At 56.6% G+C, this 24,925-nt stretch carries 20 protein-coding genes and 1 pseudogene; 15 read left to right on the forward strand and 6 right to left on the reverse strand.

The genetic code is table 11. The annotated features are described in order from the left end of the window. Window positions 1–399 precede the first annotated feature (399 nt). A complete protein-coding gene (locus tag LCD46_10370) occupies window positions 400–1,608 on the forward strand; it encodes an MFS transporter (protein UOY72679.1) in 1,209 nt (402 codons plus the stop codon). A 19-nt stretch (window positions 1,609–1,627) separates the two neighbouring features. Here LCD46_10370 and LCD46_10375 read toward each other — a convergent pair whose 3' ends face one another. Beyond that, the gene (locus LCD46_10375; GenBank protein UOY72680.1) at window positions 1,628–2,617 is read right to left on the reverse strand and encodes a 2-hydroxyacid dehydrogenase; all 990 of its coding nucleotides are present in this window, start codon (window positions 2,615–2,617) and stop codon (window positions 1,628–1,630) included. A 210-nt stretch (window positions 2,618–2,827) separates the two neighbouring features. Here LCD46_10375 and LCD46_10380 point away from each other — a divergent pair, with 210 nt between their 5' ends. The 3 genes from LCD46_10380 to LCD46_10390 are packed head-to-tail and all read left to right on the forward strand — an operon-like array spanning window position 2,828 to window position 5,980. Then, window positions 2,828–5,467 carry a YdbH family protein gene (locus LCD46_10380; protein ID UOY72681.1) on the forward strand — a complete coding sequence of 880 codons (2,640 nt, stop codon included), beginning with the start codon at window positions 2,828–2,830 and terminating at the stop codon, window positions 5,465–5,467. Beyond that, the gene (locus LCD46_10385) at window positions 5,464–5,655 is read left to right on the forward strand and encodes a YnbE family lipoprotein (protein UOY72682.1); all 192 of its coding nucleotides are present in this window, start codon (window positions 5,464–5,466) and stop codon (window positions 5,653–5,655) included. Before LCD46_10380 ends, LCD46_10385 begins: the two co-directional genes overlap by 4 nt. 7 nt (window positions 5,656–5,662) lie before the next feature. Further along, window positions 5,663–5,980 (forward strand): YdbL family protein, encoded by a 318-nt coding sequence (locus LCD46_10390; GenBank protein ID UOY72683.1) that lies wholly within the window; start codon window positions 5,663–5,665, stop codon window positions 5,978–5,980. Here the strand turns inward: LCD46_10390 and feaR are convergent. Then, a pseudogene (feaR, locus tag LCD46_10395) lies at window positions 5,981–6,888 on the reverse strand (transcriptional regulator FeaR). Between the two features lie 241 nt (window positions 6,889–7,129). On the opposite strand from feaR, the gene LCD46_10400 reads away from it, so the two are divergent. Beyond that, on the forward strand, window positions 7,130–8,629 hold the full coding sequence (locus LCD46_10400; GenBank protein UOY72684.1) for an aldehyde dehydrogenase family protein: 1,500 nt from the start codon (window positions 7,130–7,132) through the stop codon (window positions 8,627–8,629). Window positions 8,630–8,668: 39 nt separating this feature from the next. On the opposite strand, the gene LCD46_10405 is transcribed toward LCD46_10400, so the two are convergent. The 4 genes from LCD46_10405 to paaZ all read right to left on the reverse strand — a co-directional run bounded on the left by LCD46_10405 (window position 8,669) and on the right by paaZ (window position 16,462). After that, the gene (locus tag LCD46_10405) at window positions 8,669–9,775 is read right to left on the reverse strand and encodes a GGDEF domain-containing protein (protein ID UOY72936.1); all 1,107 of its coding nucleotides are present in this window, start codon (window positions 9,773–9,775) and stop codon (window positions 8,669–8,671) included. A gap of 69 nt (window positions 9,776–9,844) precedes the next feature. After that, a complete protein-coding gene (locus LCD46_10410; GenBank protein ID UOY72685.1) occupies window positions 9,845–11,818 on the reverse strand; it encodes an MBL fold metallo-hydrolase in 1,974 nt (657 codons plus the stop codon). A gap of 165 nt (window positions 11,819–11,983) precedes the next feature. After that, complete coding sequence (gene tynA / locus LCD46_10415) at window positions 11,984–14,257, reverse strand: primary-amine oxidase (GenBank protein UOY72686.1); 2,274 nt, start codon at window positions 14,255–14,257, stop codon at window positions 11,984–11,986. Between the two features lie 165 nt (window positions 14,258–14,422). Beyond that, window positions 14,423–16,462 carry a phenylacetic acid degradation bifunctional protein PaaZ gene (gene paaZ / locus LCD46_10420; GenBank protein UOY72687.1) on the reverse strand — a complete coding sequence of 680 codons (2,040 nt, stop codon included), beginning with the start codon at window positions 16,460–16,462 and terminating at the stop codon, window positions 14,423–14,425. A gap of 234 nt (window positions 16,463–16,696) precedes the next feature. Between paaZ and paaA the strand changes: the two genes are divergently transcribed. Genes paaA through pcaF form a run of 10 tightly spaced genes read left to right on the forward strand, consistent with a single transcriptional unit; the run spans window position 16,697 to window position 24,916 of the window. Continuing rightward, complete coding sequence (gene paaA / locus LCD46_10425; protein ID UOY72937.1) at window positions 16,697–17,677, forward strand: 1,2-phenylacetyl-CoA epoxidase subunit A; 981 nt, start codon at window positions 16,697–16,699, stop codon at window positions 17,675–17,677. Window positions 17,678–17,688: 11 nt separating this feature from the next. Further along, a complete protein-coding gene (gene paaB, locus LCD46_10430; GenBank protein UOY72688.1) occupies window positions 17,689–17,976 on the forward strand; it encodes a 1,2-phenylacetyl-CoA epoxidase subunit B in 288 nt (95 codons plus the stop codon). A gap of 8 nt (window positions 17,977–17,984) precedes the next feature. After that, window positions 17,985–18,731: a phenylacetate-CoA oxygenase subunit PaaC gene (gene paaC, locus LCD46_10435; protein ID UOY72689.1), complete on the forward strand. Its 747-nt coding sequence runs from the start codon at window positions 17,985–17,987 to the stop codon at window positions 18,729–18,731. A gap of 14 nt (window positions 18,732–18,745) precedes the next feature. Continuing rightward, the gene (gene paaJ / locus LCD46_10440) at window positions 18,746–19,243 is read left to right on the forward strand and encodes a phenylacetate-CoA oxygenase subunit PaaJ (protein UOY72938.1); all 498 of its coding nucleotides are present in this window, start codon (window positions 18,746–18,748) and stop codon (window positions 19,241–19,243) included. A 7-nt stretch (window positions 19,244–19,250) separates the two neighbouring features. Then, the gene (gene paaK, locus LCD46_10445; protein ID UOY72690.1) at window positions 19,251–20,321 is read left to right on the forward strand and encodes a phenylacetate-CoA oxygenase/reductase subunit PaaK; all 1,071 of its coding nucleotides are present in this window, start codon (window positions 19,251–19,253) and stop codon (window positions 20,319–20,321) included. After that, on the forward strand, window positions 20,318–21,085 hold the full coding sequence (locus LCD46_10450) for a 2,3-dehydroadipyl-CoA hydratase (GenBank protein ID UOY72691.1): 768 nt from the start codon (window positions 20,318–20,320) through the stop codon (window positions 21,083–21,085). The genes paaK and LCD46_10450 overlap by 4 nt, the downstream gene beginning before the upstream one ends. Continuing rightward, the gene (paaG, locus tag LCD46_10455) at window positions 21,085–21,873 is read left to right on the forward strand and encodes a 2-(1,2-epoxy-1,2-dihydrophenyl)acetyl-CoA isomerase PaaG (GenBank protein ID UOY72939.1); all 789 of its coding nucleotides are present in this window, start codon (window positions 21,085–21,087) and stop codon (window positions 21,871–21,873) included. Before LCD46_10450 ends, paaG begins: the two co-directional genes overlap by 1 nt. Before the next feature lies 1 nt (window position 21,874). Beyond that, window positions 21,875–23,299, forward strand: coding sequence for a 3-hydroxyacyl-CoA dehydrogenase PaaC (paaC, locus tag LCD46_10460; protein UOY72692.1), 1,425 nt, complete (start codon window positions 21,875–21,877; stop codon window positions 23,297–23,299). After that, window positions 23,289–23,711, forward strand: coding sequence for a hydroxyphenylacetyl-CoA thioesterase PaaI (paaI, locus tag LCD46_10465; protein ID UOY72693.1), 423 nt, complete (start codon window positions 23,289–23,291; stop codon window positions 23,709–23,711). Before paaC (LCD46_10460) ends, paaI begins: the two co-directional genes overlap by 11 nt. Then, window positions 23,711–24,916 carry a 3-oxoadipyl-CoA thiolase gene (gene pcaF, locus LCD46_10470; GenBank protein UOY72694.1) on the forward strand — a complete coding sequence of 402 codons (1,206 nt, stop codon included), beginning with the start codon at window positions 23,711–23,713 and terminating at the stop codon, window positions 24,914–24,916. The genes paaI and pcaF overlap by 1 nt, the downstream gene beginning before the upstream one ends. Window positions 24,917–24,925 lie beyond the last annotated feature (9 nt).

Here is a 24,925-nt window from a genome sequence, read left to right on the forward strand (position 1 = left end):
ATATGACGCCATTTAAACACTACGTATTTTCAGCGCGACGGCGGCGGGAAGAGTGAATGTGTAAACAGAAACATGGCGATTACCCACAATTATAGCGGTTCTTAATGTGTCGGGATGCAATCGCGTTGAGATGATTGCTGCCCACCGTTCAGGTAAGCAGCGTGAAATCGCACTAGCTTACCTTCGTATCATATATAAGGTGACTTTCCAACGAAGGACTCCTGTGTAAATTTATCGCCAGTATAATAAGGCTTTATAATGAGTAAAGCGAAAAAACAACGTTCGTTATGAATTGTTTAAGTTCGGGAAAAAGTTTTTACAGATGTCACCTGATTTTCAACAATACCCGGTATACTCGATTGTATTTATAACAGGCTGTAACATGCTAAGGCAGACAGTATGTCTCTTCGTTCACTGCGGGCGTTGTGCCTGACCAGTTTTTTCATTGCGGATGTCCGCGATGGTCTTGGTCCTTTTCTCGGTATTTTTCTGACTGAACGTCACTGGTCCCCTGATGATATCGGCATACTGATGACGGCCGGTGGTCTGGCGGGATTATTGGCCACGCTGCCGGCGGGATTTATCACCGACACCTCACGCAGCAAGCGATCCGTGCTGGCGCTGGTGTGCCTGCTCATCACCCTTAGTACGCTCCTGCTCTGGTTTAGCCAGCAGAGCAGCGTTGTCGCTGTTTCGCAAATTGTCAGCGGTATCAGTGCGGCATTTGTGGGGCCGTTGCTCGCCGGTATAACGCTGGGGCTGACCGGCCAGAGCGGGTTCAGTGCGCAGATGGGCAGAAATGAGGCGTTCAATCACGGCGGCAACTTTGTCACTGCACTGATTGCAGGCGGCATTGCCTGGTACTGGGGCGTGGGCGGGATTTTCCTGCTGATGACCTGCACGACGCTGCTCACGCTCTGCGCGCTGCTTGCCATTCGCCACGGCGATATCGACAACAACGCCGCGCGCGGGCTGTCATCTCAGGCGAACCTGCCGGTTCCCGGTTTTGCGGTGCTGATGAAAAACCGTGCGCTGTTTGTGACCGGGCTGACGCTGCTGCTGTTTCACCTGGCAAACGCCGCGCTGCTGCCGATGCTGAGCATGAGAGTTGCAGCGGCACCTGCCTCGATTAACCCCGGTTTGTATGCGGCGGGTACCGTCATCATCTCACAGGCCGTGATGATCCCCGTTGCCATCTGGGTCGCACACCGCATAGAACGCTACGGCTACTGGCGCTTAATTATGCTGGCGCTGCTGGTTATGCCGGTGCGCGCGGCGCTGGCGGCATCTACGGACGCGCCGTTAATGATGATACCGGTACAAATCCTCGACGGACTGGCCGCCGGGATCCTGGGTGTCGTGGTACCGTCGTTTATTGTGGTGCTGCTGCGCGGAAGCGGGCACGTCAATGCCGGGCAAAGCGTGGTGATGCTGATGCAGGGGATTGGGGCATCCATGAGTCCGGCGTTAACCGGTACGATCGCCGGTCATTACTCTTTTGCGACGGCGTTCAGCGTACTGAGCGCGATTGCCCTGGTGGCCGTGCTGCTGTGGTGGCGCTGCGCTAATCGGACATGGGAAACTGACAGTTCGCCGGGTGGGGCATAGCCGCCACCCGGCGCCAGGCTTATGCCAGTTCGTTAGGGCAGGCTTCACCCTTTTCCAGCTGCAGTAGATTCCCCAGCGTGGTTTCCGAAATGCTGATCAGCGCTTCGGCAGTCAGAAACGCCTGGTGTCCGGTAAACAGCACGTTATGACAGGCAGACAGGCGGCGGAACACGTCGTCCTGGATCACATCATTAGACTTGTCTTCAAAGAACAGATCGCGCTCGTTTTCATACACGTCCATCCCCAGCGCGCCAATCTTCTGCGTTTTCAGCGCTTCGATGGCGGCCTGAGAGTCAACCAACCCACCGCGGCTGGTGTTGATGATCATCACGCCATCTTTCATCTGGTCAAACGCCGCCTGGTTCAGCAGGTGGTAGTTTTCCGGCGTCAGCGGGCAGTGCAGGGAGATCACGTCAGACTGTGAGAACAGGGTTGGCAGGTCGACGTATTCGACGCCCAGTTCCAGCGCCGCAGCGCTTGGGTAGGGATCAAATGCCAGCAGACGCATGCCGAAGCCTTTCAGAATGCGCAGGGCGGCGACGCCAATTTTACCGGTGCCGATCACGCCGGCGGTTTTGCCGTACATGGTAAAGCCGGTCAGTCCCTCCAGCGAGAAGTTAGCATCACGGGTGCGCTGATAAGCGCGGTGAATACGACGGTTGAGCGACATCATCATGCCAATCGCATGTTCCGCGACCGCTTCCGGGGAGTACGCCGGCACGCGAACCACCTTCAGGCCCAGCTCTTTCGCCGCGTCGAGGTCAACGTTGTTAAAACCCGCGCAGCGCAGGGCGATGTATTTCACCCCCTGTTTTTTCAACTCTTCCAGCACCGGACGACTGCCGTCATCGTTCACAAAAATGCAGACGCCTTCGCAGCCGTGCGCCGTTTTGGCGGTTTTTTCAGACAGCAGAAAGTCGAAAAATTCAAGCTCAAACCCGTAAGCCTCGTTAACATGTTGCAGATACTTTTTGTCGTACTGCTTTGTGCTATATACCGCGAGTTTCATAAGACTTTCTCCAGTGATTTTGCATTCACGTTAGCATGATTAAAATTATCTTACAATTTTTGAAATATTATTGAATTCAATAAGTTCTATCAATTATTCTAGAGCATCTATCCTTAAAAATGGCATTCCCTTCAACTGACTGGCTAAACATGCGACAATGATCGGCAATGTCGGCTTAATTCTTTTGCTAAATCAGGATATTAACTGCCCATGAAGGGTAAATACAAAGCCGCAATTGCGCTTTTACTGCTGTTCATCCTCCTGCCGCTGACGCTGCTGATGACGCTCGCCCAGTGGGTTCCAACGCTTGCCGGTATCTGGCTACCCGTCGGGACACGTATCGCCTTTGAACAAAGCCCCAAAATCACCCGTCACGCACTGGTCATTCCCGATGTTCGCTATCTGGTTGAAGACTGTGAGATTGCCCGGGTCGATAACGTGACGCTGTCACGTCCCAGTCGCTGGAAACTGGATATCGGTGCGCTCGAGCTTAATTCCGAGTGTTTAAGCAAAATCCCTCAGTCTGCACCCTCAACGGTTGCGCCCAAAACGCTGGCACAGTGGCAGGCGGTTTTACCGAAGACCTGGCTTACCGTTCATCGCCTGACGCTCTCACCCTGGCAACAATGGCAGGGCGAGCTTTATGCCTCGCTGACGCCTGCCAGCCAGGAGATTACCTATAATGGCGAGCAGGTCAGCATTAAAGGGAAACTTCGTGGACAGTTGCTCTCCGTCAGCCAGTTCGATGTACAGCTTCCCGATCGGCCTCAGCCCATAAAACTGGTGGGCGAGTTCACTCTGCCGCTGGTTCCCGATGGGGTACCGGTTAAAGGCCACGCGGTCGCGACCTTTAACGTGCCACAGCTCACCTCATTGGTCGATGCCGATCTGGACTGGGCGGAAAATCAGGGACAACTGGTGGTGATGGCGCGCGATAACCCCGACCCGCTGCTCGACCTCCCGTGGCAGATCACGGCAGAACAGCTGAATATCAGTGACGGACGCTGGAACTGGGACCTCTCCGGTATGCCGCTGAGCGGGCGAGTTGGCCTGCGAGTCGACAACTGGCAACAGGGACTGGAGAAAGCTACCTTGTCCGGACGTCTCAATGTGCTTACCCAGGGTGATGCAGGGAAAGGCAACGCGGTTCTGAACCTTGGGCCGGGCAGGCTCAGTATGGAAAACAGCGACATGCCGCTGTATCTGAGCGGTGAGGCGAAACAAAACGACCTTATTCTCTACGCCAGACTGCCGGCAAAACTGACCGGAAGCCTGTATGAACCTCAGCTTTCCTTTGAGCCGGGGGCGCTGCTTCGTTCACGCGGACGCATTATTAACTCCCTCAATATTGATGAAATTCGCTGGCCACTTGCGGGCGTCAAGCTCACGCAAAAGGGTGTTGATGGCCGTTTGCAGGCCATTCTGCGGGCCCATGAAAACGAAATGGGCGATTTTGAGCTCCACCTGGACGGCCAGGCCAACGACTTTTTACCCGACAACGGTCTGTGGCAGTGGCGCTACTGGGGAAAAGGGGGCTTTACGCCGATGAATGCGCGCTGGGATGTCGCCGGGAAAGGCGAATGGCGTGACAATCTCATTGAGCTAACTGCGCTCTCCACCGGTTTTGACAAACTTCAGTACGGTACGATGGAAGTCAGCAAGCCGCGTCTGGTGCTGGATCAACCGGTGCGCTGGTTCCGTGACCCCGAAAAACCCACCTTCAGCGGCGCGCTGGCGCTCAATGCGGGACAAACCCGCTTCTCCGGCGGGAGCGTGTTACCGCCCTCAGTACTGACCTTTAGCGTCGACGGAACAGACCCAACGATTTTCCAGTTCAAGGGCGACCTCCATGCAGACAAAATTGGCCCGGTACAGGTAAATGGTCGATGGGATGGGGAACGTCTTCGCGGGCAGGCCTGGTGGCCGAAACAGTCGCTTACCGTATTTCAGCCGCTGATACCACCGGACTGGAAAATGACGCTGCGTGACGGGGAACTCTATGCGCAGGTCGCCTTCTCGGCGGCGGCCGATCAGGGCTTTGAAGCCGGTGGGCACGGCGTGCTGAAATCCGGCAGCGCCTGGATGCCTGATAACCAGGTCAACGGCGTCGATTTTGTGCTGCCGTTCCGCTTCAGCGAAGGGACCTGGTCCCTGGGCACGCGCGGCCCGGTCACGTTGCGCATAGATGAAGTCGAAAACCTGGTGACCGCGCGCAACATCACCGCCGACTTACAGGGGGATTATCCCTGGACGGAGGACAATCCGCTTCTGCTCACCAACGTGAAGGTGGAAACCCTCGGCGGGAAGATCACCATGCAGCAGCTGAGGATGCCGCAGCACGATCCGGCCTTGCTGCGCGTAGATAATATATCTTCCAGCGAGCTGATTAGCGCCGTCAATCCGAAACAGTTTGCCATGTCGGGGCCGGTCAGCGGGGCGCTGCCGTTCTGGCTGGACAATGAAAAATGGATCATCAAAGATGGCTGGCTGAGCAACCCCGGGCCCATGACGCTGCGTATCGACAAAGATACCGCAGACGCCATTGTGAACGATAATATGGTCGCGGGCGCCGCGATTAACTGGCTCCGCTATATGGAAATTTCGCGTTCGTGGACGAGAATCAATTTAGATAACCTGGGGCAATTAACCATGCAGGCCACCATCAAGGGGACCAGCCGTGTCGATGGCAAAAGCAGCACCGTCAACCTGAACTATACCCATGACGAGAATGTCTTTACCCTCTGGCGCAGCCTGCGTTTTGGAGACAACCTGCAAACCTGGTTTGAGCAACACGCGGCGATACCCGGTCCCCGCAGTTCGACTGGCAAGGAAAGTGAGGAACAACAATGAAAAAGATGGCTGGTGTACTCACCGTTGCCGTTGTCGCGCTACTGTCTGGCTGTACGCCGCGCATTGAAGTCGCGGCACCGAAAGAGCCGATTACCATCAATATGAATGTCAAAATCGAACATGAGATCCACATTAAGGTCGATAAAGACGTTGAAACTCTGCTGAAATCGCGCAGCGATCTGTTCTGAGGACGCCATGAAACGATTAGCTCTGATTTTACTGGCACTGGGGATGAACGTGCAGGCGGCCGCGCTCACCTTAAATGATGCCCGGGCGCAGGGGCGCGTAGGGGAAACCCTGAGCGGGTATCTTGCCCCGATCCAACAGGATGCGGAAACGCTGGCGCTGGTTAACCGTATCAATGCGGCGCGCACGGAAAACTACCAGAAGCTGGCTGACAGCAATAATTTACCGGTCGATGAAGTGGCGAAAATGGCGGGACAAAAACTGGTTGCCCGTGCTCAACCCGGCGAGTATGTGAAGGGCATTAACGGAAAATGGCTGAAAAAATAGTTAGCGGTAGCGCTTGCGGTATTCACCTGGCGAGACGCCAAAACGCTGCTTAAACGCCGTGGAAAAATGGCTATGGTCGGTAAATCCCCAGCTGTAGCCAATCCCCGCCAGCTTTTCGTCATCACTGGTAGAACGCAACACCTGCGCGCACAGATCCAGACGACGGTTTTTAATGTACTGCGCCACCACCAGCCCTTTCTCGGCAAACATGCGGTAGAGGCTTCGCACGGACATACCGCTCTCGGCGGCAATCCATTCCGGACGCAGAGATTCGGACTGAATATGATCGTCGATCAGCGCCACCACATGCAGGAACTGGCGTTCCTTACGCGGCTGAATCAACTCGCGCTGCTGGAAAGCGGGGCGCAGCAGGCAGACCATCGCTTCGAGCGCGGCTTCACTCTCCCGGTCACTCAGATCGGCATTGTTCATACTGTCCATTAACAGACGATGACTCAGCTGTACCGTTGGCAACGAACGGGAAAGAGTGAGCGCGCAGTTGATCTCCTGAAACCGACACTGCTGCTCAATGATCTGACGGGGTACCAGCAGCGAAATTTGGCGGGATTTTTCCTGCCAGTTGATTGAGCAGGGGCGTGATGCGTCAAGCAGCGTGATATCACCGGTTTTAAGCACAGAGCGCCGGTCATCCTGTTCAATTTCCGCGCTGCCTTCAAGCTGGAACACGGTATAGAACCAGGCATCATTACTCTGAGCGATCTCCTGGCGAGAACGGAACAGATTCACGCCGCCTGCGGTAACGGTACTGAGCTTCAGGCTGCGCGCGTAGCTGGTTTCCAGTTCCCGAAGAATTTTCCCTCCAGAGGACGCGCGTTAAAGCGCCCGCAAACCTGGTTAATTTGCGCCAGCCACTGCTGATACTGTTCCTGCTCGCTTGCACACGCCATCGTTTCTCTCACTGCGCCGTCAACGTTTTCGCATTGTTGCATTTGTGTTGCATTTTGTCAGAGCTATGAGGCTGACTATAGGAAAGAACACTCACCGGGAACAGTGATATAAGGCGGAATTATCACGATTTGCGGAGCCTGTCACAGGTGGCAAAGCGAATGTCACACAGACAAAAGCGAGAATGCGAAACCCCTCTTAGACTGGATCAACACCCGACGAATAATAACGAAGGAGTACCCTATGTCTGAATCACTGGTGGCAATCCAACCTGCTGTGCAGCAGTTTTTAGACCGACATCATGGCCTGTGGATCGAAGGGCGTCAGGCCGCATCAGACAGTGAAAAACGGCTGAATGTCTACAACCCGGCCACGGGCGAGGTGATTGCCTCGACTGCCGATGCCAGCGTTGACGATGTTGACCGCGCCGTGATGTCCGGCTGGCGCGCGTTTGTTGCCCGCAGCTGGGCCGGAAAATTACCGGCTGAACGCGAGCGGATCTTGCTCCATTTTGCCGATCTGGTTGAGCAGCACAGTGAGGAGCTGGCTCAGCTTGAAACGCTGGAGCAGGGCAAATCCATTAACATTTCCCGCGCTTTTGAAGTTGGCTGCACCCTGAACTGGATGCGCTACACCGCCGGGTTGACCACGAAGATCGCTGGCAAAACGCTGGATCTCTCTATCCCATTGCCACAGGGGGCCCGCTACCAGGCGTGGACGCGCAAAGAGCCGGTTGGCGTGGTGGCCGGAATTGTACCCTGGAACTTCCCGCTGATGATCGGGATGTGGAAAGTGATGCCTGCGCTGGCCGCGGGCTGTTCCATTGTGATTAAACCGTCAGAAACCACGCCGCTGACCATGCTGCGCGTGGCGGAGCTGGCCAGCGAAGCGGGCATCCCGGACGGGGTGTTCAACGTCGTAACCGGTAGCGGCGCGGTGTGTGGCGCAGCGTTGACCTCGCATCCGCACATTGCGAAAGTGAGTTTTACCGGTTCAACGGCAACGGGTAAGCAAATTGCCCGCACGGCGGCGGACACGTTAACCGGGGTGACCCTGGAACTGGGCGGGAAAAACCCGGCCATCGTGTTGAAAGATGCCGACCCTGCCTGGGTGATTGAAGGCCTGATGACCGGCAGCTTCCTGAATCAGGGACAGGTCTGTGCGGCAAGCTCCCGCATCTATATCGAAGCGCCGCTGTTCGACACGCTGGTCAGCGGGTTTGAACAGGCGGTGAAATCGCTGAGCGTCGGGCCGGGCATGTCGCCGGAAGCCTTTATTAACCCGCTGGTTTCGCGTGCGCATTGCGACAAGGTGCAGACTTTCCTCGATGAAGCGAAGTCCCGTCATGCGGAACTGATCGCCGGTAACCGTGGCCCGGAAGGCAAAGGCTATTACGTTTCACCAACGCTGGTGGTGAACCCGGATGCCGCGCTGAGGCTCACTCGTGAAGAGGTATTTGGCCCAGTGGTCAACCTGGTGCGAGTGGCCGATGGTGAAGAGGCGCTCCAGCTGGCAAACGACACCGAGTATGGCCTGACGGCCAGCGTCTGGACGCAGAATATCAGCAAGGCGCTGGAATATACCGACAGGCTGCAGGCGGGTACCGTCTGGGTAAACAGCCATACGCTGATCGACGCTAACCTGCCGTTCGGCGGGATGAAACAGTCTGGCACCGGACGCGACTTTGGCCCGGACTGGCTGGACGGCTGGTGCGAAACGAAGTCGGTGTGCGTGCGGTATTAAAAAACAAGCCGGGTGGCGGCTACGCCTCACCCGGCTTTATTAACGGGACCACCGATCCCGCCCGGCCTCTTTCGCCCGATACAACGCCGCGTCAGCGCGGGCGATGATCTCGGGACCCGCCAGACCGTCCTCCATTCCCGCAATCCCCATGCTGGCGGTGACAACCCCGCTAACCTTCGAGCCACTGTGCGGTATCGCGGCTGAATACAACCCCTCCTGAATGCGTATAGCAACCTGTTCTGCCATGTTCTCCGGACAGTCAAACAGGATCACTACAAACTCTTCACCACCGTAGCGAGAAACAACGTCGTGAGGTGTACGTACTGATTTTTTCAGCACCTGCGCTACCTGCGCCAGGCAGTCGTCACCCGCCTGGTGGCCATAAGTGTCGTTGTAAAGTTTGAAATAGTCGACATCCAGCATAATCAGCGAGAAGGCTTTTTTCTGATCAACCGCGTTTTCCAGCACGGTTTCCATGGCCCGGCGGTTTGCCGTCTGGGTTAACGCATCCAGATGCGCCAGCGCGTCCAGCCGCAGAATGAGTCGCTGATTCTGCTGGTTACGTCGCCAGGCTTCTTCGAACCAGTTCAGGAGGATAAAGCGTCCGCAAATCAGGATCAGGGTGAATACCACCCAGATCACGGCAAAGCGCAGGTTAACGCTCTGGTTCAGGGCGATGCTTGCAGACGGCAGGGCGATCCAGAGCGGCAGGACAAAAGAGAGCAGCCCCGACGGGTGAAAATAGAGCGCGGTCATTCCCGCGAGCAACAGAATCACGAAGATTGGCCAGGCGTGAGGAAGCTGAACAACCGTGATCAACAAATAACTACACAGTGACCACAGCAGGCTGCAGATAAACAGCACGACACTGATCCCGACGATACGTCGCCAGGCCATAACCATCAGCGCAGTTGAAAGGATAATGACCCCCAGCATTGAGGTATCGACCATCATCGTTAGGTATTTCGTTGCACCGACCTGGCTGTCGATGTTACCGAACAAGACGTTGCGCAGCAGGAGCATCAGCGCAAAGCTCACGTTCACGAAAGCCAGCCAAGGTAGATTCATCGCCAGGCCATGGTGCACCATGGATTTTCGGGTGGGCCAGGTGGCTAGCTCGGGTGGTGTATTGCGTCTTTTTTCTATCAAGAGGGATTTCCGTATCGAAAGGAGCGGGAGAAAAATGGGCGGGGTTACCGCCCATCAGGTGATGTGTTACGGTGTCACAATGTTAAACCAGAATTCAAATTTATCCATATAGCCCAGCATCGCATCCAGCTTCGCGCTATCGCCGGTGATCTTAATATCGCCGCTATCCTGCGCCTGTTTCAGCGTCACTTCTTTCAGGATAATTTTGTTCAGCGTATCACGGTTCAGGGTCAGCGTGGCGTCAGCGTCCTTCGCCTCGGCGTTAGCCGTGTGGTTCAACACGCCGTTTTCCAGCTCAAGTTTATACTTTCCGCCATCGCTGCCTAAATCAATGTTGAACACGGATTTGGCAGTACCGGCTTTTTCGCCATTGATATGCACAGCCAGATAGTCGAAGAACATCTCTGGCGTTATTGCCCGCACGGTATCCGGGCTAGCGGTATTCGGCGTCGGGCCTTTCACCACGCCGTTACGCAGTTCTTGCGCACCGGTCAGGTAGAAGTTACGCCACGGGCCAGATTCGGCCTGATAACCGAGCTGCTCCAGCGCATCTGCTTCCAGGTTACGTGCCGCCTGATTATTCGGATCGGCAAAGACCACTTTGCTCACGACCTGTGCAACCCAGCGATAATTCCCCTGGTCAAAGTCCGTTTTGGCTTTGTTCAGGATGGCGTCAGCACCACCCATGTACTCAACGAATTTCTTCGCTCCCTCTTCAGGTGGCAGTTCATCCAGCGTCGCTGGGTTGCCATCGAACCAGCCAAGATAGAGGACATAGGTGGCTTTCACGTCATGGCTGACGGAGCCATAGTAGCCCCGGTTAGCCCAGGTGTGCGCCAGCGAATCCGGGAGCTTAAAGTTGGCGGCGATCTCGTCACGCGTCTGGCCTTCGTTCGCCATACGCAGTGTCTGGTCGTTGATGTAACGATAAAGATCGCGCTGGCTCTTCAACAGCTTGACCACATTTTCGTTACCCCAGGTTGGCCAGTGGTGTTGCGCCATAATAATTTCGGCTTTGTCGCCCCAGCGTACGATCGCCTGGTTGATGTATTTCGACCACGGTAACGGCTCGCGAATTTTCGCGCCGCGCAGGGAGTAAGTGTTATGCAGCGTGTGGGTGACATCTTCTGCTGATTCGATCAGTTTTTTCTCTTCGATGAACCAGAGCATCTCTGATGGTGCTTCAGAGCCCGGCGCCAGCATAAAATCATAGGTCAGGCCGTCAATGACCTCTTTCTGGCCATCTTTTTCTATGATATTGGTCGGAGCGATAAGCGTAACCGTACCGGCAGAGGTCGTTGTACCCAAGCCTGCACCAACTTGTCCTTTCGCATCGGGCTTAAGCAGGTTGCCGTACATATAACTGGCGCGGCGGCTCATGACGTTACCCGCCATGATATTTTCCGCTACTGCGGCTTCCATAAAACCGGACGGGGCGTAAATTTTTACCTTACCAGCTTTTACATCGGCTTCATCTACCACGCCGCGCACGCCACCATAGTGGTCGACATGGCTGTGGGTATAGATAACAGCCACGACCGGTTTTTTCCCGCGATGTTTAAAATACAGGTCCATCCCGACTTTAGCGGTTTCGGCGGATACCAGCGGATCAACGACCGTTATTCCCGCTTTACCTTCAATAATCGTCATATTTGACAGGTCGAGGTTACGGATCTGGTATACCCCGTCGGTGACTTCAAACAGGCCGCTAATATTAATCAGCTGTGATTGACGCCATAAGCTTGGGTTGACGGAATCAGGCGCTTTATCGCCTTCTTTAATAAACGAATATTGCTGCGGATCCCAGATAACATTCCCTTGTTCCCCTTTGATAACCTCCTGAGGGAGAGGGGCAATAAAACCTTTATGCGCGTCGGTAAAATCGGTTTTGTCAGAGAAAGGAAGTTGATTAAAAAGGGCATTATTGGCCTGTTGAGTTGCTGCTGTAGCATCTTTTGGCGCTTCAGCGGCAAATGAATAACTGACGGAAATAAAAAAACCTGCTAACGCCAGGCTCCTGACAATCAAATTAAATTTCATCCTAAAACCTCTCAGTGATGTATTACGGCTTACGTAGAAACGTCGTGTCCTGGCTGAAAGTGATTCAAGAGATGAAGTGGAAATAAAGAGGGCATGAATAACTATAATCGGGAAGAGGTATTCAGCAAGTGAATGAATAAAAAACCGGGCGTTGCGCCCGGTATGTTATTTAGCGTCTTTTTTCTTCCCCAGCGTGGGGGTCTCGTCAAAGAAGTTCCACGGTTTAAGCAGAGTATGTACCCATTCCGTCGGCATGATCGGCCACTCTTCGGCACGGGCGACGTGGGTTGTCCCTGTGGTCATCCAGACGACGTCATCCTGGTTATTCAGTGACTCATTATCTTTGCTGTACTGCCCCAGGCCCGTATCGTGGATGGAACGGTTAGGGAATTTCCCTTCCGGGTACAACTCATCAGGATGGTAGCGGGTGACCCACAGCTGCTTATCCATAAAGCTCAGCCGATGGTAAATCCACTCGTCCGGGGCAAACTTCGCGCCCGTCGCTACCGGGTGTGTACCGCCCGCGTACGGGATAATCTGGTACGAGACCGGGTTGCCCATGCGGTTCTCTTTGCTGGTATTGCTCAACAAGCGAATGGTGCCCGGGTCGAATTTCTGTGCCGCCTGCTGCTCGGTATCAATGTCGTACTGATTGATCTGCATGGTACTGGTGCGCGGGCCACCGGCGGTATTCGGTTTCACTTCCGGATCCATTGCCACCAGTTTGTTGTTGATGCCATCCACATCCATATCAAGACGGAAGTTATAGATATGCTGGTGGGTGGTACCCACGATGTTGTGATCGATCAGTGTGCCGTATTTGGTGTCGTCTTTCGCGGTGGCGTCATGCATGGTTTTCGCCAGTACGCCTTTCACCGCTTCGATACCCGTCGCACCAGCATCAATTCCAATGGTGCCATTTTCATGGAATACCCAGTCGAAGATGTAATCGTAGTTACCGACAGTACTCACCCAACGTACCACCAGTTCACGACGCTCGGTGCTGACGTTTGGCTGTCCCATCTCTTGGTGTTTGTATTCCGGCCCGGCGTAGCGTTCGAAAATGGCGATTGCCCGCGGGATCTCCATTGGCGCACCGGTGTAATCCGGGATCGTTTCATTGAGCATCACGGCGTTAGACGGCACGTCTTTCCCCCGTACCAGCGAAGAGGTCAGGGTGCCCATGCCATAGTCGCCGGAATCCAGATAGGCTTTGAAATACCAGCCCACGTCCGGGTCGCCGTAAGGGACGATCATGCCACCTAAGGAGCCCTGATACATAACCTGGCGCTTTTTGCCGTTATCGTTGTACGTCACAGTCGAAATCATCGGGCCGACGCGGGAATCCAGGCTCAGGTGGAAATCCCAGTTCTGCCAGTGCACCATATCACCGGTAATGGTGTAGTTCTTGCCTTCTGGCTCAACGATCTCAAGGGGCTTTTTCGCTGTTTCGATACGGTCACGGCCGTCATACGGACGCGGAGCCATGGGAACCGGAATAACAGCGCCTTCTTCAATTTTCTGGATTTTCTTCTGCTCAAGATCGACTACGGCCACCAGGTTTTCAATCGGATGCGCCCAGTAGTTACCGTCACCGACGTCCAGGTAGCTGACCACTTTCAGCAGGCGATCTTCCTGCTTCAGGCCGTCTTTACCGTCGAAATAGCCGACGGTCAGCGGCGTGGTAATCACTTTCTTCGTATCGGTGATACCGTGTTTTTTAAGCACCTCTGCAAACTCAGTGCTCTCGTTGATGATCTGCTGAACCGCGGTGAAGTCATCCAGCAGCACCATGCCGTGTGCGTCTTTTACCGGTTCCCAGCTCAGGATCTTTTTGTCCTTCAGATCTACCCGGCTTTCGATAACGTGCTTCCCGTCGAGCATAACCACGTTCGCCTGGCGGGGAGAATCCACTGCCGTACCGTTAAGCACAAAGTCCCACACTTTGGTCTTATCTGGCTCAGCAAGGGCAATCTGGGTAAAACGGGTATTCGGTTTGAAATCCGCAGAGGTTTTGACGATCTCTACGGCTTGTTTGATTTCGTCAGCCGTTAGCGCGTTTAACGGGTGAGGGCGTTTTTCAACCTGGAAAGTCTGGTCGAGGCCGGACTGGAAAACGTCGTTGATGAAGGTGTCAGAGATAAAGGCCTTTTTGCCTTTCATCACCACCGGTACCTGCAGCTTGAGGGTTTTACCGTTGACGATAGCGGTTTTCGCCCCCGGTTTGACCTTCACAAAAGCACCGTCTTTCGCGATGGTGAACAGTTGTGCGTAATCATCCCACTGTACATCTGCGCCAAAGTCCTGCAGCGTTTTGTCCATCGGGACCATGTGCGCCTCGCTGCCGTGAGCGAAAACAGGGGGTTGCCAGGCGCAACACAGCGCAACAGCCATAGCCAGTGCCGTTCTACGGGCAGAAAAAGAAGAATTGCTTCCCATCGTAGACCTCATCTTGTTGTGTTTATTGTGTGGTGACAGCCTTATCCTGACAGGCGCCTGAGAAAAGCGTTTGCCTGCATCTGCCAGATTATTTGTCAGTCTTGCCAGGTTAAAAAAAGACCGGGGTGGCATCACACCCCGGTCAACGTGCGAGAGAGAAAAGAGTCAGGCGTCACCCTGCTGGCGCGCCACCAGCGTCAGAATGGAGTAGAGCGCCACGGCCTGCTGATGCTGGTTAAAAATCTCAACGGCCCACTCCACCACGCCCGTCGGTTTTTCCTCGGCGGTGCGTTGTTTCTTCAGCGTTTTACGTTTGCAGGTCAGGCGCACCTGAATGGTATCGCCCGGTTTAACCGGCTCGATAAAGCGCAGGTTTTCCATGCCGTAGTTGGCAATCACCGGCCCGACACCCGCATCAACGAACAACCCTGCTGCGGCGGAAATCAGGAAATAACCGTGGACCACGCGTTCGCCAAAGATTGACTCTGCCGCGCCAATCTTGTCCATGTGCGCGTAAAAGTGATCGCCGCTCAGGCAGGCAAAGTTCACGATATCCGCTTCTGTGAGCGTACGACGCGGCGTCAGCAGGCTGTCGCCCGGCTGCAACTCCTCGAAGTATTTACGGAACGGATGAACGCGGTCTTCCTGCACGTCAGCACCGCGCACCCACTGTTTGCCAATGGCAGCCAGCATGGATGGACTGCCCTGAATGGCGGTGCGCTGCAGATAGTGCTTCACTGCCCGCAGGCCGCCCAGCTCTTCACCGCCGCCCGCGCGACCTGGACCACCGTGGACCAGTTGAGGAAGCGGAGAACCGTGGCCGGTAGACTCTTTCGAGGATTCCTCATTGAGGACCTGAATACGTCCGTGAGCGCGTGCCGCGCCGGCAATAAACTGGCGGGCGGTTGCCAGATCCGCAGTGACCAGCGTCCCGGCCAGGCTTCCACCGCCCGCGCGGGCAAGCTGCATCGCGTGGGCTGCATTGCGATACGGCATCAGGGTCGCAACCGGACCAAAGGCTTCAGTCGCGTGAACTGCCGGTGTTTCATCCGGCTGCGGACAGAAAAGCAGGGTCGGTGGGAAGAAGGCACCAGTAGCCTGCAAATCCGCTTTGCCCCCCAGGCGGATTTCACAGCCTGCGGCAACCAGCAGCTCCACTTTCTCCTGAACGTCCGCACGCTGTTCGCTGTTCACCAGCGCGCCCATTTTTACCCCTTCCTGCGCCGGGTCACCCACCACCACTTTTTCCAGCCGCGCGATTAGCGCCTGGCTGACGGCATCGAGCCGCGTCTGCGGCACAATGATGCGGCGGATCGCCGTACATTTTTGTCCGGACTTGGCGGTCATTTCACGGACGACTTCCCGAATGAACAGGGCAAATTCTGGCTGGTCTGGCGTAACGTCTTCCCCCAGCACGCAGCAGTTCAGGGAGTCAGCTTCCATGGTGAAGGGAATGGAATTCGCCACAATATTGGGGTGGACGCGCAGGCTTTGCCCGGTACTGGCGGAGCCGGTAAACGTCACCACGTCCTGGCTGTCGAGATGATTCAGCAGATCCCCTGCGCCACCGCAGATTAGACTGATGGCGCCGTCCGGTACCAGGCCGCTGTCGATAATGGATTTCACCATCTCCTGGGTCACCTGCGCTGTGGCGGTAGCGGGTTTGATGATGGCAGGCATCCCGGCGAGCCAGGTGGGTGCCAGTTTTTCCAGCATACCCCAGCACGGGAAGTTAAAAGCGTTGATATGGACCGCCACGCCTGATTTTGACGTCAGGACATGGCGTGCAGCAAAACCACCTTCCTTCGACAGAGGGATCAACTCATCCTCAGGCCACAGTGTGTCATCCGGCAGTTCGCGGCTGCCCAGGCTGGCATAGGTGAAGAGGGTACCGATACCGCCTTCAATATCCACCCAGCTGTCTGCCTTTGTCGCCCCGGTCTGGGCAGACAGGGCATAAAACGTCTCTTTCTGACTAAGCAGATGTTTCGCCACCGCCTTCAGCATGGCAGCACGTTCGATAAAGGTCATTTTGTGAAGTGCTTCGCCGCCGTGCTCAATGGCATAGCGACGGGCGGCCGCCATATCCAGCCCTTCGCTGGTTACGCTCCACAGCGCTTCGCCAGTGATGGCGTGATGAATAGTGCGTTCGCGGCCCCGGCCAGACTGCCAGGTACCGGACAAGAAGCTGGCTAACTGCTGCATCGCTTATCTCCAAATGTTACGAAAATTCACCATTAATAGTTTGATCGTGAATCATAAAAATCAAGCTGAGTTTTAATGATTTGTTAACATTGTGATCCGGCACTGATGAAACGCAGTGCGCAAACGCCCGAATGTTAGGGTGTGCTGTAAAAGCCTTGCGAGCGGCATCACAAAACCAGGAAACAATTCTTGGGGTTATATTTAACCTTTGTGTAACTTTTAAAAAACAAAGTGATTCAACATTTCGCTTTAGATTGCAAACTAACGAATCATAAAGGTGATGACGTGACGCAAGAACAACGGTTTGAGCAGCGCATAGCGCAGGAGACGGCGATAGAGCCCCAGGACTGGATGCCTGAGGCCTACCGCAAGACGCTGATCCGCCAGATTGGCCAGCACGCGCACTCCGAAATTGTCGGCATGCTGCCCGAAGGTAACTGGATCACCCGCGCACCGACGTTGCGCCGTAAAGCGATCCTGCTGGCGAAAGTGCAGGACGAAGCCGGACACGGTTTGTACCTGTATAGCGCGGCAGAAACGCTGGGCTGCGCGCGGGAAGACATCTACCAGAAGATGCTCGACGGCAAGATGAAATACTCCTCCATCTTCAACTACCCAACCCTGAGCTGGGCCGATATCGGCGTGATCGGCTGGCTGGTGGACGGCGCTGCCATCGTTAACCAGGTAGCGTTGTGCCGGACCTCTTATGGGCCGTATGCCAGGGCAATGGTGAAAATCTGTAAAGAAGAGAGCTTCCACCAGCGTCAGGGCTTTGAAGCCTGTATGGCGCTGGCGCAGGGTAGTGAAGCCCAACGCCAGATGCTGCAGGACGCCATCAACCGTTTTTGGTGGCCGGCACTGATGATGTTTGGGCCGAACGATGACAACTCGCCGAACAGCGCCCGCAGCCTGGCCTGGAAAATCAAACGCTTCGGCAATGACGAACTTCGCCAGCGTTTTGTCGACAACACCATTCCCCAGGTGGAGATGCTCGGCATGACGGTGCCCGATCCCGACCTGCGTTTTGACGACGAGAGCGGTCATTACCGTTTCGGCGAGATCTACTGGCAGGAATTTGAAGAGGTGATTAACGGGCGTGGCATCTGTAACCACGAACGCCTGGCCGCCAAACGCAAGGCCTGGGAAGAGGGGGCGTGGGTGCGTGAAGCTGCACTGGCGCACGCAGAAAAACAACATGCCCGCAAAGTGGCTTGAGAGGAATCACGATGAGCAATGTCTACTGGCCGCTGTACGAAGTGTTCGTACGCAGCAAACAAGGTTTGTCCCACCGTCACGTGGGAAGTCTGCATGCCGCTGACGATCGCATGGCGCTGGAAAATGCGCGTGATGCTTATACCCGCCGCAGCGAAGGGTGCTCCATCTGGGTGGTCAAGGCGAGCGAGATTATCGCCTCCCAGCCGGAAGAGAGCGGCGAGTTCTTCGACCCGGCGGAAAGCAAGGTCTACCGCCACCCGACGTTTTACACCATCCCTGATGGCATCGAGCATATGTGAGGATGGGGATGAAAACAGTCACTGCATATGCCCTGCGTCTGGGCGACAACGGTCTGGTGCTTTCGCAGCGTCTCGGCGCCTGGTGCGGTCACGCACCGGAGCTTGAGATCGACCTCGCGCTGGCCAATATCGGTCTCGACCTGCTGGGGCAGGCGCGCAATTTCCTGACCTATGCCGCGGAGCTGGAAGGTCAGGGCGATGAAGACACGCTGGCATTTGGGCGTGACGAGCGTCAGTTCCGCAATTTACTGCTGGTGGAGCAGCCGAACGGCAACTTCGCCGACACGATTGCCCGTCAGTACCTGATGGATGCCTGGAATGTGGCGCTATATGAACGCCTTGCACACAGCAGCGACAGTCAGCTTGCCGCCATTGCCGCAAAAGCCATTAAAGAGGCGCGCTACCATCTGCGCTTTAGCCGTGGCTGGCTGGTGCGCCTGGGCGATGGCACCGAAACCTCCGCGCAAAAAATGCAGCAGGCCATCGACACTTTGTGGCGCTTTACGGCCGAACTGTTCGAAGCCGATGACGTCGAGCTGGAGCTGACTGCCTCCGGCGTGGCGGTTGACCCGCGCACCTTGCGCCAGCCGTGGGAAAGCGAAGTGTTTGCCGGCATGGCAGAAGCCAACCTGAAGGTACCCGACGAAGTGGCGTATCGCACCGGAGGCAAGAAAGGGCTACATACCGAACATCTGGGCCCGATGCTGGCGGAAATGCAATATCTCCAGCGCGCGTACCCGGGTCAACAGTGGTAATAGCGGAGGTCATGATGCAGCGTTTTGCTGAGATTGCACCGGCGGAGATCCCGCAGATCTGGTCGCTGTTAAGCCAGATCCCGGACCCGGAAGTGCCCGTGTTAACCATCACCGATCTGGGCATGGTGCGCAGCGTCGCACCGCAAGGTGAAGGCTGGGTCATTGGCTTCACGCCAACCTACTCAGGTTGCCCGGCGACGGAACACCTGCTGGGTGCTATCCGCGAAACGATGACCGCACACGGGTTTACGCCGGTTCATATTGTGCTCCAGCTTGAACCCGCCTGGACCACCGACTGGATGACCGCCGATGCCCGCGAGCGTCTGCGTGAATATGGCATCAGCCCGCCGGTCGGCCACAGCTGCCATGCCCATGCGCCCGCTGAGGTGACGTGTCCGCGCTGTGCGAGCACCGATACCTCGCTTATCAGTGAATTTGGTTCAACGGCCTGCAAAGCGCTCTATCGCTGCAACACCTGCCGTGAGCCTTTCGATTATTTCAAATGTATTTGAGGCTGCCATGACAACGTTTCATTCATTAACAGTGGCAAAAGTGGAACCCGAAACCCGTGATGCGGTAACGATCACCTTCGCGGTGCCGCAGGAATTACAGGACGCGTACCGCTTCCGTCCGGGGCAGCACCTGACCCTGAAAACGAAACTGGGCGGGGATGAACTGCGCCGCTGTTACTCCATTTGCCGGAGTAGCGCACCGGGTGAGATCAGCGTGGCGGTCAAAGCCATCGAGGGCGGACGATTCTCCCGCTATGCCCGGGATCAGATTAAACAGGGTATGGCGCTGGAGGTGATGGTTCCTCAGGGCCAGTTTGGCTACCAGCCGCAGGCGGAACGTGAAGGACACTATCTGGCGATTGCCGCAGGCTCCGGGATCACCCCGATGCTGGCGATTTTATCCGCAACGCTTGCCACCGAACCGAACAGTCATTTCACCCTGATTTACGGCAACCGCAGCAGCCAGAGCATGATGTTCCGCCAGGCGCTGGCGGACCTGAAAGACAAATACCCGCAGCGGCTGCAGCTGGTCTCCATCTTCAGCCAGGAGCGTCTGGATAGCGATCTTCTCCATGGTCGTATTGACGGGGAAAAACTGCAGGCACTGGCGAAAACGCTGATCAACTTCCGCCAGTACGACGAAGCGTTTATCTGCGGTCCGTCGGCGATGATGGATGAGGCTGAAAGCACATTAAAAGCGCTGGGGATGCCGGAAAAAGCCATCCATCTGGAACGTTTTAATACGCCAGGCTCAGCGGCTAAACGCACGGTTAGCGTGCAGGCTGAGGGGCAGAAAGTCACCGTTCGTCAGGACGGCCGTGACCGTGAAATCACCCTGACGGCGGACGATGAAAGTATTCTTGATGCCGCACTGCGCCAGGGGGCGGATCTGCCGTATGCCTGTAAAGGCGGCGTGTGCGCCACCTGTAAATGTAAAGTGCTGCGCGGCAAAGTGGACATGGTGACCAACTATAGCCTGGAGCCGGACGAACTGGCCGCCGGGTATGTGCTGAGCTGTCAGTCGCTGCCGTTAACCGCTGACGTGATCGTCGATTTCGACGCGAAGGGGATGGCATGAGCGAACTGATTGTCACCCGCCATGGCCGCGTGTTGCAGCTGACGCTGAACCGTCCGGCGGCACGCAACGCCCTCAACAATTCGCTGCTGACGCAGATTGCGGAACAGCTTGAGGCGGCGGCCTGTGATAGCGGCATTTCTGCCTGCGTTATTTATGGCAACGAGCGCTGCTTCGCGGCCGGGGCGGATCTCAACGAAATGGCAGATAAAGACTTGCCGGCCACGTTGAACGATATCCGTCCGCAGCTGTGGAAGCGGATAGACGCATTTAACAAACCGCTGATTGCCGCCGTGAACGGCTTCGCGCTGGGGGCTGGATGTGAACTGGCACTGCTGTGCGACGTGGTGATCGCCGGGGATAACGCGCGTTTCGGTCTGCCGGAAATCATCCTCGGGATTATGCCTGGCGCGGGCGGCACGCAGCGCCTCATTCGCAGCGTGGGTAAATCCCTCGCCAGCAAAATGGTGCTGACCGGGGAAAGTCTCTCCGCGCAACAGGCGCTGAGTGCTGGGCTGGTCAGCGATGTGTTCCCGGTCTCCCTGACGCTGGAGTATGCCCTGAAGCAGGCGGCATTGATGGCGCGTCATTCGCCGCTGGCATTGCAGGCCGCGAAACAGGCGCTGCGCCAGTCTCAGGAAGTGCCATTGCAGGCAGGATTGGCACAGGAACGTCAGCTTTTTACGCTGCTTTCCGCGACCGAAGACCGCCGGGAAGGTATCAATGCCTTCTTACAGAAACGCACCCCCGACTTTAAAGGACGCTAATTGTGGAATTTATCCTGAGTAACGTAGAGCAAGGCGTAATGACCATTACGCTGAATCGCCCGGAGCGTCTGAACAGCTTTAACGACGTGATGCATCAGCAGCTTTCGGAGTGCCTGAAACAGGCCGAGCGTGATGACACCATCCGCTGTCTGCTGATCACCGGGGCAGGACGCGGTTTCTGTGCCGGTCAGGATCTGAATGACCGCAATGTTGACCCCAACGGCCCGGCGCCGGATCTGGGCATGTCCGTGGAGACGTTTTACAACCCGCTGGTGCGCCGCCTGGCAAAACTGCCGAAGCCGGTCATCTGCGCGGTCAACGGCGTGGCGGCCGGTGCCGGGGCTACGCTGGCGCTCGGATGCGACATGGTCATTGCGGCGCGTTCCGCCAACTTTGTCATGGCCTTCAGCAAGCTTGGGTTAGTCCCGGACTGCGGCGGCACCTGGCTGCTGCCGCGCGTTGCCGGACGCGCTCGCGCTATGGGGCTGGCGCTGCTGGGGGACAAACTCAGCGCCGAACAAGCGCAGGCCTGGGGGATGATCTGGCAGGTGGTGGACGACGAGCAGCTTTCCGCCACGGCACAGCAGATGGCGCTGCATTTTGCCTCACAGCCGACGTTTGGTCTGGGGTTGATCAAGCAGGCCATCAACGCGGCAGAAACCAACACCCTGGATGCACAACTCGATCTCGAGCGCGACTATCAACGCCTGGCCGGGCGCAGCGACGACTACCGCGAGGGCGTCAGCGCCTTCCTGGCAAAGCGCGCGCCGAACTTTACGGGGAAATAAGATGTTGAACATACGCACTGTCGCCGTGATTGGCAGCGGCACGATGGGCGCCGGAATTGCCGAAGTCGCGGCCAGCCATGGTCATCACGTCCTGATATACGACATCTCCGCAGATGCGATCTCGCGCGCCATTGACGGCATTCGCCAGCGTCTGGCTTCCCGGGTGACGCGGGGAAAACTCTCCGCAGATGCCGGTAGCCAAATCCTGGCCAGACTGCTGCCAGTGACCGATATCGAGGCACTCTCGGCGGCAGATCTGGTGATTGAAGCGGCCTCTGAGCGTCTGGAGGTGAAAAAGGCGCTGTTTGCACAGCTGGCCGCGATCTGCCCGGCTCAGACGGTGCTGACCAGTAACACCTCGTCTATTTCAGTTACCGCGATTGCGGCCGACGTGCACCACCCGGAGCGCGTGGCGGGACTGCATTTCTTTAACCCGGCACCGGTAATGAAGCTGGTGGAAGTGGTCAGCGGGCTGGCGACCTCTCCGGAAGTGGCCGATGCGCTGTGCGAGCTGGCGCTCAACTGGGGGAAACAACCCGTTCGCTGCCAGTCAACGCCGGGGTTCATCGTGAACCGTGTTGCACGTCCGTTCTACTCTGAAGCCTGGCGCGCACTGGAAGAACAGGTGGCCGCACCGGAAGTGATTGACGCCGCACTGCGCGAAGGCGGCGGTTTCCCGATGGGACCACTGGAACTCACAGACTTGATTGGTCAGGACGTTAACTTTGCCGTGACCTGTTCGGTGTTTAACGCCTTCTGGCAGGAACGCCGTTTTCTGCCTTCGCTGGTCCAGCAGGAGCTGGTGCTGGCGGGGCGACTCGGTAAAAAAAGCGGAAAGGGCGTTTACGACTGGCAAGGGGATAAACCCGACGTGCAGTGGGTTGAGCCCGTGGATGACAGTTATCGTCCGATGCGCATCGAAAAGAAAAGTGACGGCGTCACTGAAATTGACGATGTGTATCTGATGGAAACGCAGGGTGAAACCGCTCAGGCGCTGGCGTTGCGCCTTAACTGCCCGGTGGTGATGGTTGACCGTATTGAACGCGATGTGGCGGTGATTGCGGCGGCAGCCAGCAACCCGCAGACCGCGACGTTAAAAGCCATCTGGTACCTGCAACAGCAGGGCAAACGGGTCGTACAAATTGCCGATTATCCGGGCATGCTGGTCTGGCGCACGCTGGCGATGATTGCCAACGAAGCGCTGGATGCCCTGCAAAAAGGGGTGGCCAGCGAGAAGGATATTGATACCGCCATGCGCCTCGGCGTGAACTACCCGAGCGGTCCGATTGCCTGGGGGGAGCGTCTGGGCTGGCAACGTCTGCTGACGCTGCTGGAGAACCTGCAACGTCATTACGGTGAAGAACGTTATCGTCCCTGTTCACTGCTGCGCCAGCGTGCGCTTCTGGAGAGTAGCTATGAGTCCTAACGCCTGGCATAACGCCCGCACGATGTACGAAAAGGACGCCTGCGCGCAGGCGCTGGGAATCGACATCATTGAAATGGACGAAGGCTATGCGGTGGTGACGATGACCATCACCCCGCATATGCTAAACGGCCACAAAACCTGTCACGGCGGACAGCTTTTCTCGCTGGCGGACACCGCCTTTGCCTACGCCTGCAACAGCCAGGGGCTGGCGGCGGTCGCCTCCGGTTGCTCGATTGATTTTCTGCGTCCGGGCTTTGCCGGGGATACGCTGACCGCCACCGCGCGGGTAAAGCATCAGGGCAAACTCACCGGCGTGTATGACATTGAAATTCAGAATCAACAACAGAAAACCGTCGCCCTTTTTCGCGGAAAATCGCACCGCATTGGCGGCAGTGTGACAGGAGAAGCCTGATGCGTGATGCATTTATTTGTGATGGCGTACGAACCCCGGTGGGGCGTTACGGCGGCGCACTTTCCGCAGTTCGCGCTGACGATCTGGGGGCCGTTCCGCTGCGGGCGCTGCTGGCGCGTTATCCGCAGCTTGATCTGGAGCGGATTGATGATGTGATCCTCGGTTGCGCCAACCAGGCGGGGGAAGACAACCGCAACGTGGCGCGCATGTCGTCCCTGCTGGCAGGATTACCGCAGACGGTTTCCGGCACCACCATTAACCGCCTGTGCGGTTCGGGGCTGGACGCGATTGGCTTTGCAGCCCGCGCTATTAAAGCAGGCGATGGCGATCTGTTGCTGGCGGGCGGCGTGGAGTCCATGTCCCGCGCGCCGTTTGTGATGGGGAAAGCCACCGCCGCGTTTCAGCGTCAGGCAGAGATCTTTGATACCACCATCGGCTGGCGTTTTGTGAATCCGCTCATGCATCAGCACTTCGGAACTGACAGTATGCCGGAAACGGCAGAGAATGTAGCTGAATTGTTAAATATCAGCCGTGCCGATCAGGACGCTTTTGCGCTACGCAGCCAGCAGAGAACCGCCAGGGCGCAGCAGAACGGTATTCTGGCGCAGGAGATTGTGCCGGTGCTGGTGCCGGGTAAAAAAGGCGCGGTAACGGAATGTAGCGTGGATGAACATCCACGGGCGGATACGACACTTGAACAGCTTGCCGGACTGAAAACACCGTTTCGTAAAAATGGGGTGGTTACGGCGGGGAATGCCTCTGGCGTGAACGACGGCGCAGCAGCGCTGATCGTCGCCAGTGAACAGATGGCGCTCGCGCAGGGATTAGTCCCGCGTACGCGTATTGTGGCGATGGCGACGGCAGGCGTGGAGCCGCGTCTGATGGGCTTAGGCCCGGTACCTGCCACCCGCAAAGTGCTGGAGCGAGCCGGACTCAGTATCAACGATATGGACGTCATCGAGCTTAACGAAGCTTTTGCTTCGCAGGCGCTGGGCGTGCTGCGTCAGTTAGGGTTACCCGATGATGCCGCTCACGTTAACCCGAACGGGGGCGCTATTGCGTTAGGCCACCCGCTGGGGATGAGCGGTGCCAGACTGGCGCTGGCCGCAAGCAATGAATTGCATCGACGCAACGGGCGCTATGCGCTGTGTACGATGTGCATCGGTGTGGGTCAGGGCATTGCCATGATCCTTGAGCGTGTTTGAGCGAATAAC

It is taken from the genome of Enterobacter ludwigii, assembly GCA_023023105.1.
Classification (GTDB): Bacteria; Pseudomonadota; Gammaproteobacteria; order Enterobacterales; family Enterobacteriaceae; genus Enterobacter; species Enterobacter adelaidei.

What these genes read in the sequence shown, in the direction of transcription:
- LCD46_10370 (UOY72679.1), top strand. Translation starts at nt 400, where the DNA reads ATGTCTCTTCGTTCACTGCGGGCGTTGTGCCTGACCAGTTTTTTCATT.
- LCD46_10375 (UOY72680.1), bottom strand. Translation starts at nt 2,617, where the DNA reads ATGAAACTCGCGGTATATAGCACAAAGCAGTACGACAAAAAGTATCTG.
- LCD46_10380 (UOY72681.1), top strand. Translation starts at nt 2,828, where the DNA reads ATGAAGGGTAAATACAAAGCCGCAATTGCGCTTTTACTGCTGTTCATC.
- LCD46_10385 (UOY72682.1), top strand. Translation starts at nt 5,464, where the DNA reads ATGAAAAAGATGGCTGGTGTACTCACCGTTGCCGTTGTCGCGCTACTG.
- LCD46_10390 (UOY72683.1), top strand. Translation starts at nt 5,663, where the DNA reads ATGAAACGATTAGCTCTGATTTTACTGGCACTGGGGATGAACGTGCAG.
- LCD46_10400 (UOY72684.1), top strand. Translation starts at nt 7,130, where the DNA reads ATGTCTGAATCACTGGTGGCAATCCAACCTGCTGTGCAGCAGTTTTTA.
- LCD46_10410 (UOY72685.1), bottom strand. Translation starts at nt 11,818, where the DNA reads ATGAAATTTAATTTGATTGTCAGGAGCCTGGCGTTAGCAGGTTTTTTT.
- tynA (UOY72686.1), bottom strand. Translation starts at nt 14,257, where the DNA reads ATGGGAAGCAATTCTTCTTTTTCTGCCCGTAGAACGGCACTGGCTATG.
- paaZ (UOY72687.1), bottom strand. Translation starts at nt 16,462, where the DNA reads ATGCAGCAGTTAGCCAGCTTCTTGTCCGGTACCTGGCAGTCTGGCCGG.
- paaB (UOY72688.1), top strand. Translation starts at nt 17,689, where the DNA reads ATGAGCAATGTCTACTGGCCGCTGTACGAAGTGTTCGTACGCAGCAAA.
- paaC (UOY72689.1), top strand. Translation starts at nt 17,985, where the DNA reads ATGAAAACAGTCACTGCATATGCCCTGCGTCTGGGCGACAACGGTCTG.
- paaJ (UOY72938.1), top strand. Translation starts at nt 18,746, where the DNA reads ATGCAGCGTTTTGCTGAGATTGCACCGGCGGAGATCCCGCAGATCTGG.
- paaK (UOY72690.1), top strand. Translation starts at nt 19,251, where the DNA reads ATGACAACGTTTCATTCATTAACAGTGGCAAAAGTGGAACCCGAAACC.
- LCD46_10450 (UOY72691.1), top strand. Translation starts at nt 20,318, where the DNA reads ATGAGCGAACTGATTGTCACCCGCCATGGCCGCGTGTTGCAGCTGACG.
- paaC (UOY72692.1), top strand. Translation starts at nt 21,875, where the DNA reads ATGTTGAACATACGCACTGTCGCCGTGATTGGCAGCGGCACGATGGGC.
- paaI (UOY72693.1), top strand. Translation starts at nt 23,289, where the DNA reads ATGAGTCCTAACGCCTGGCATAACGCCCGCACGATGTACGAAAAGGAC.
- pcaF (UOY72694.1), top strand. Translation starts at nt 23,711, where the DNA reads ATGCGTGATGCATTTATTTGTGATGGCGTACGAACCCCGGTGGGGCGT.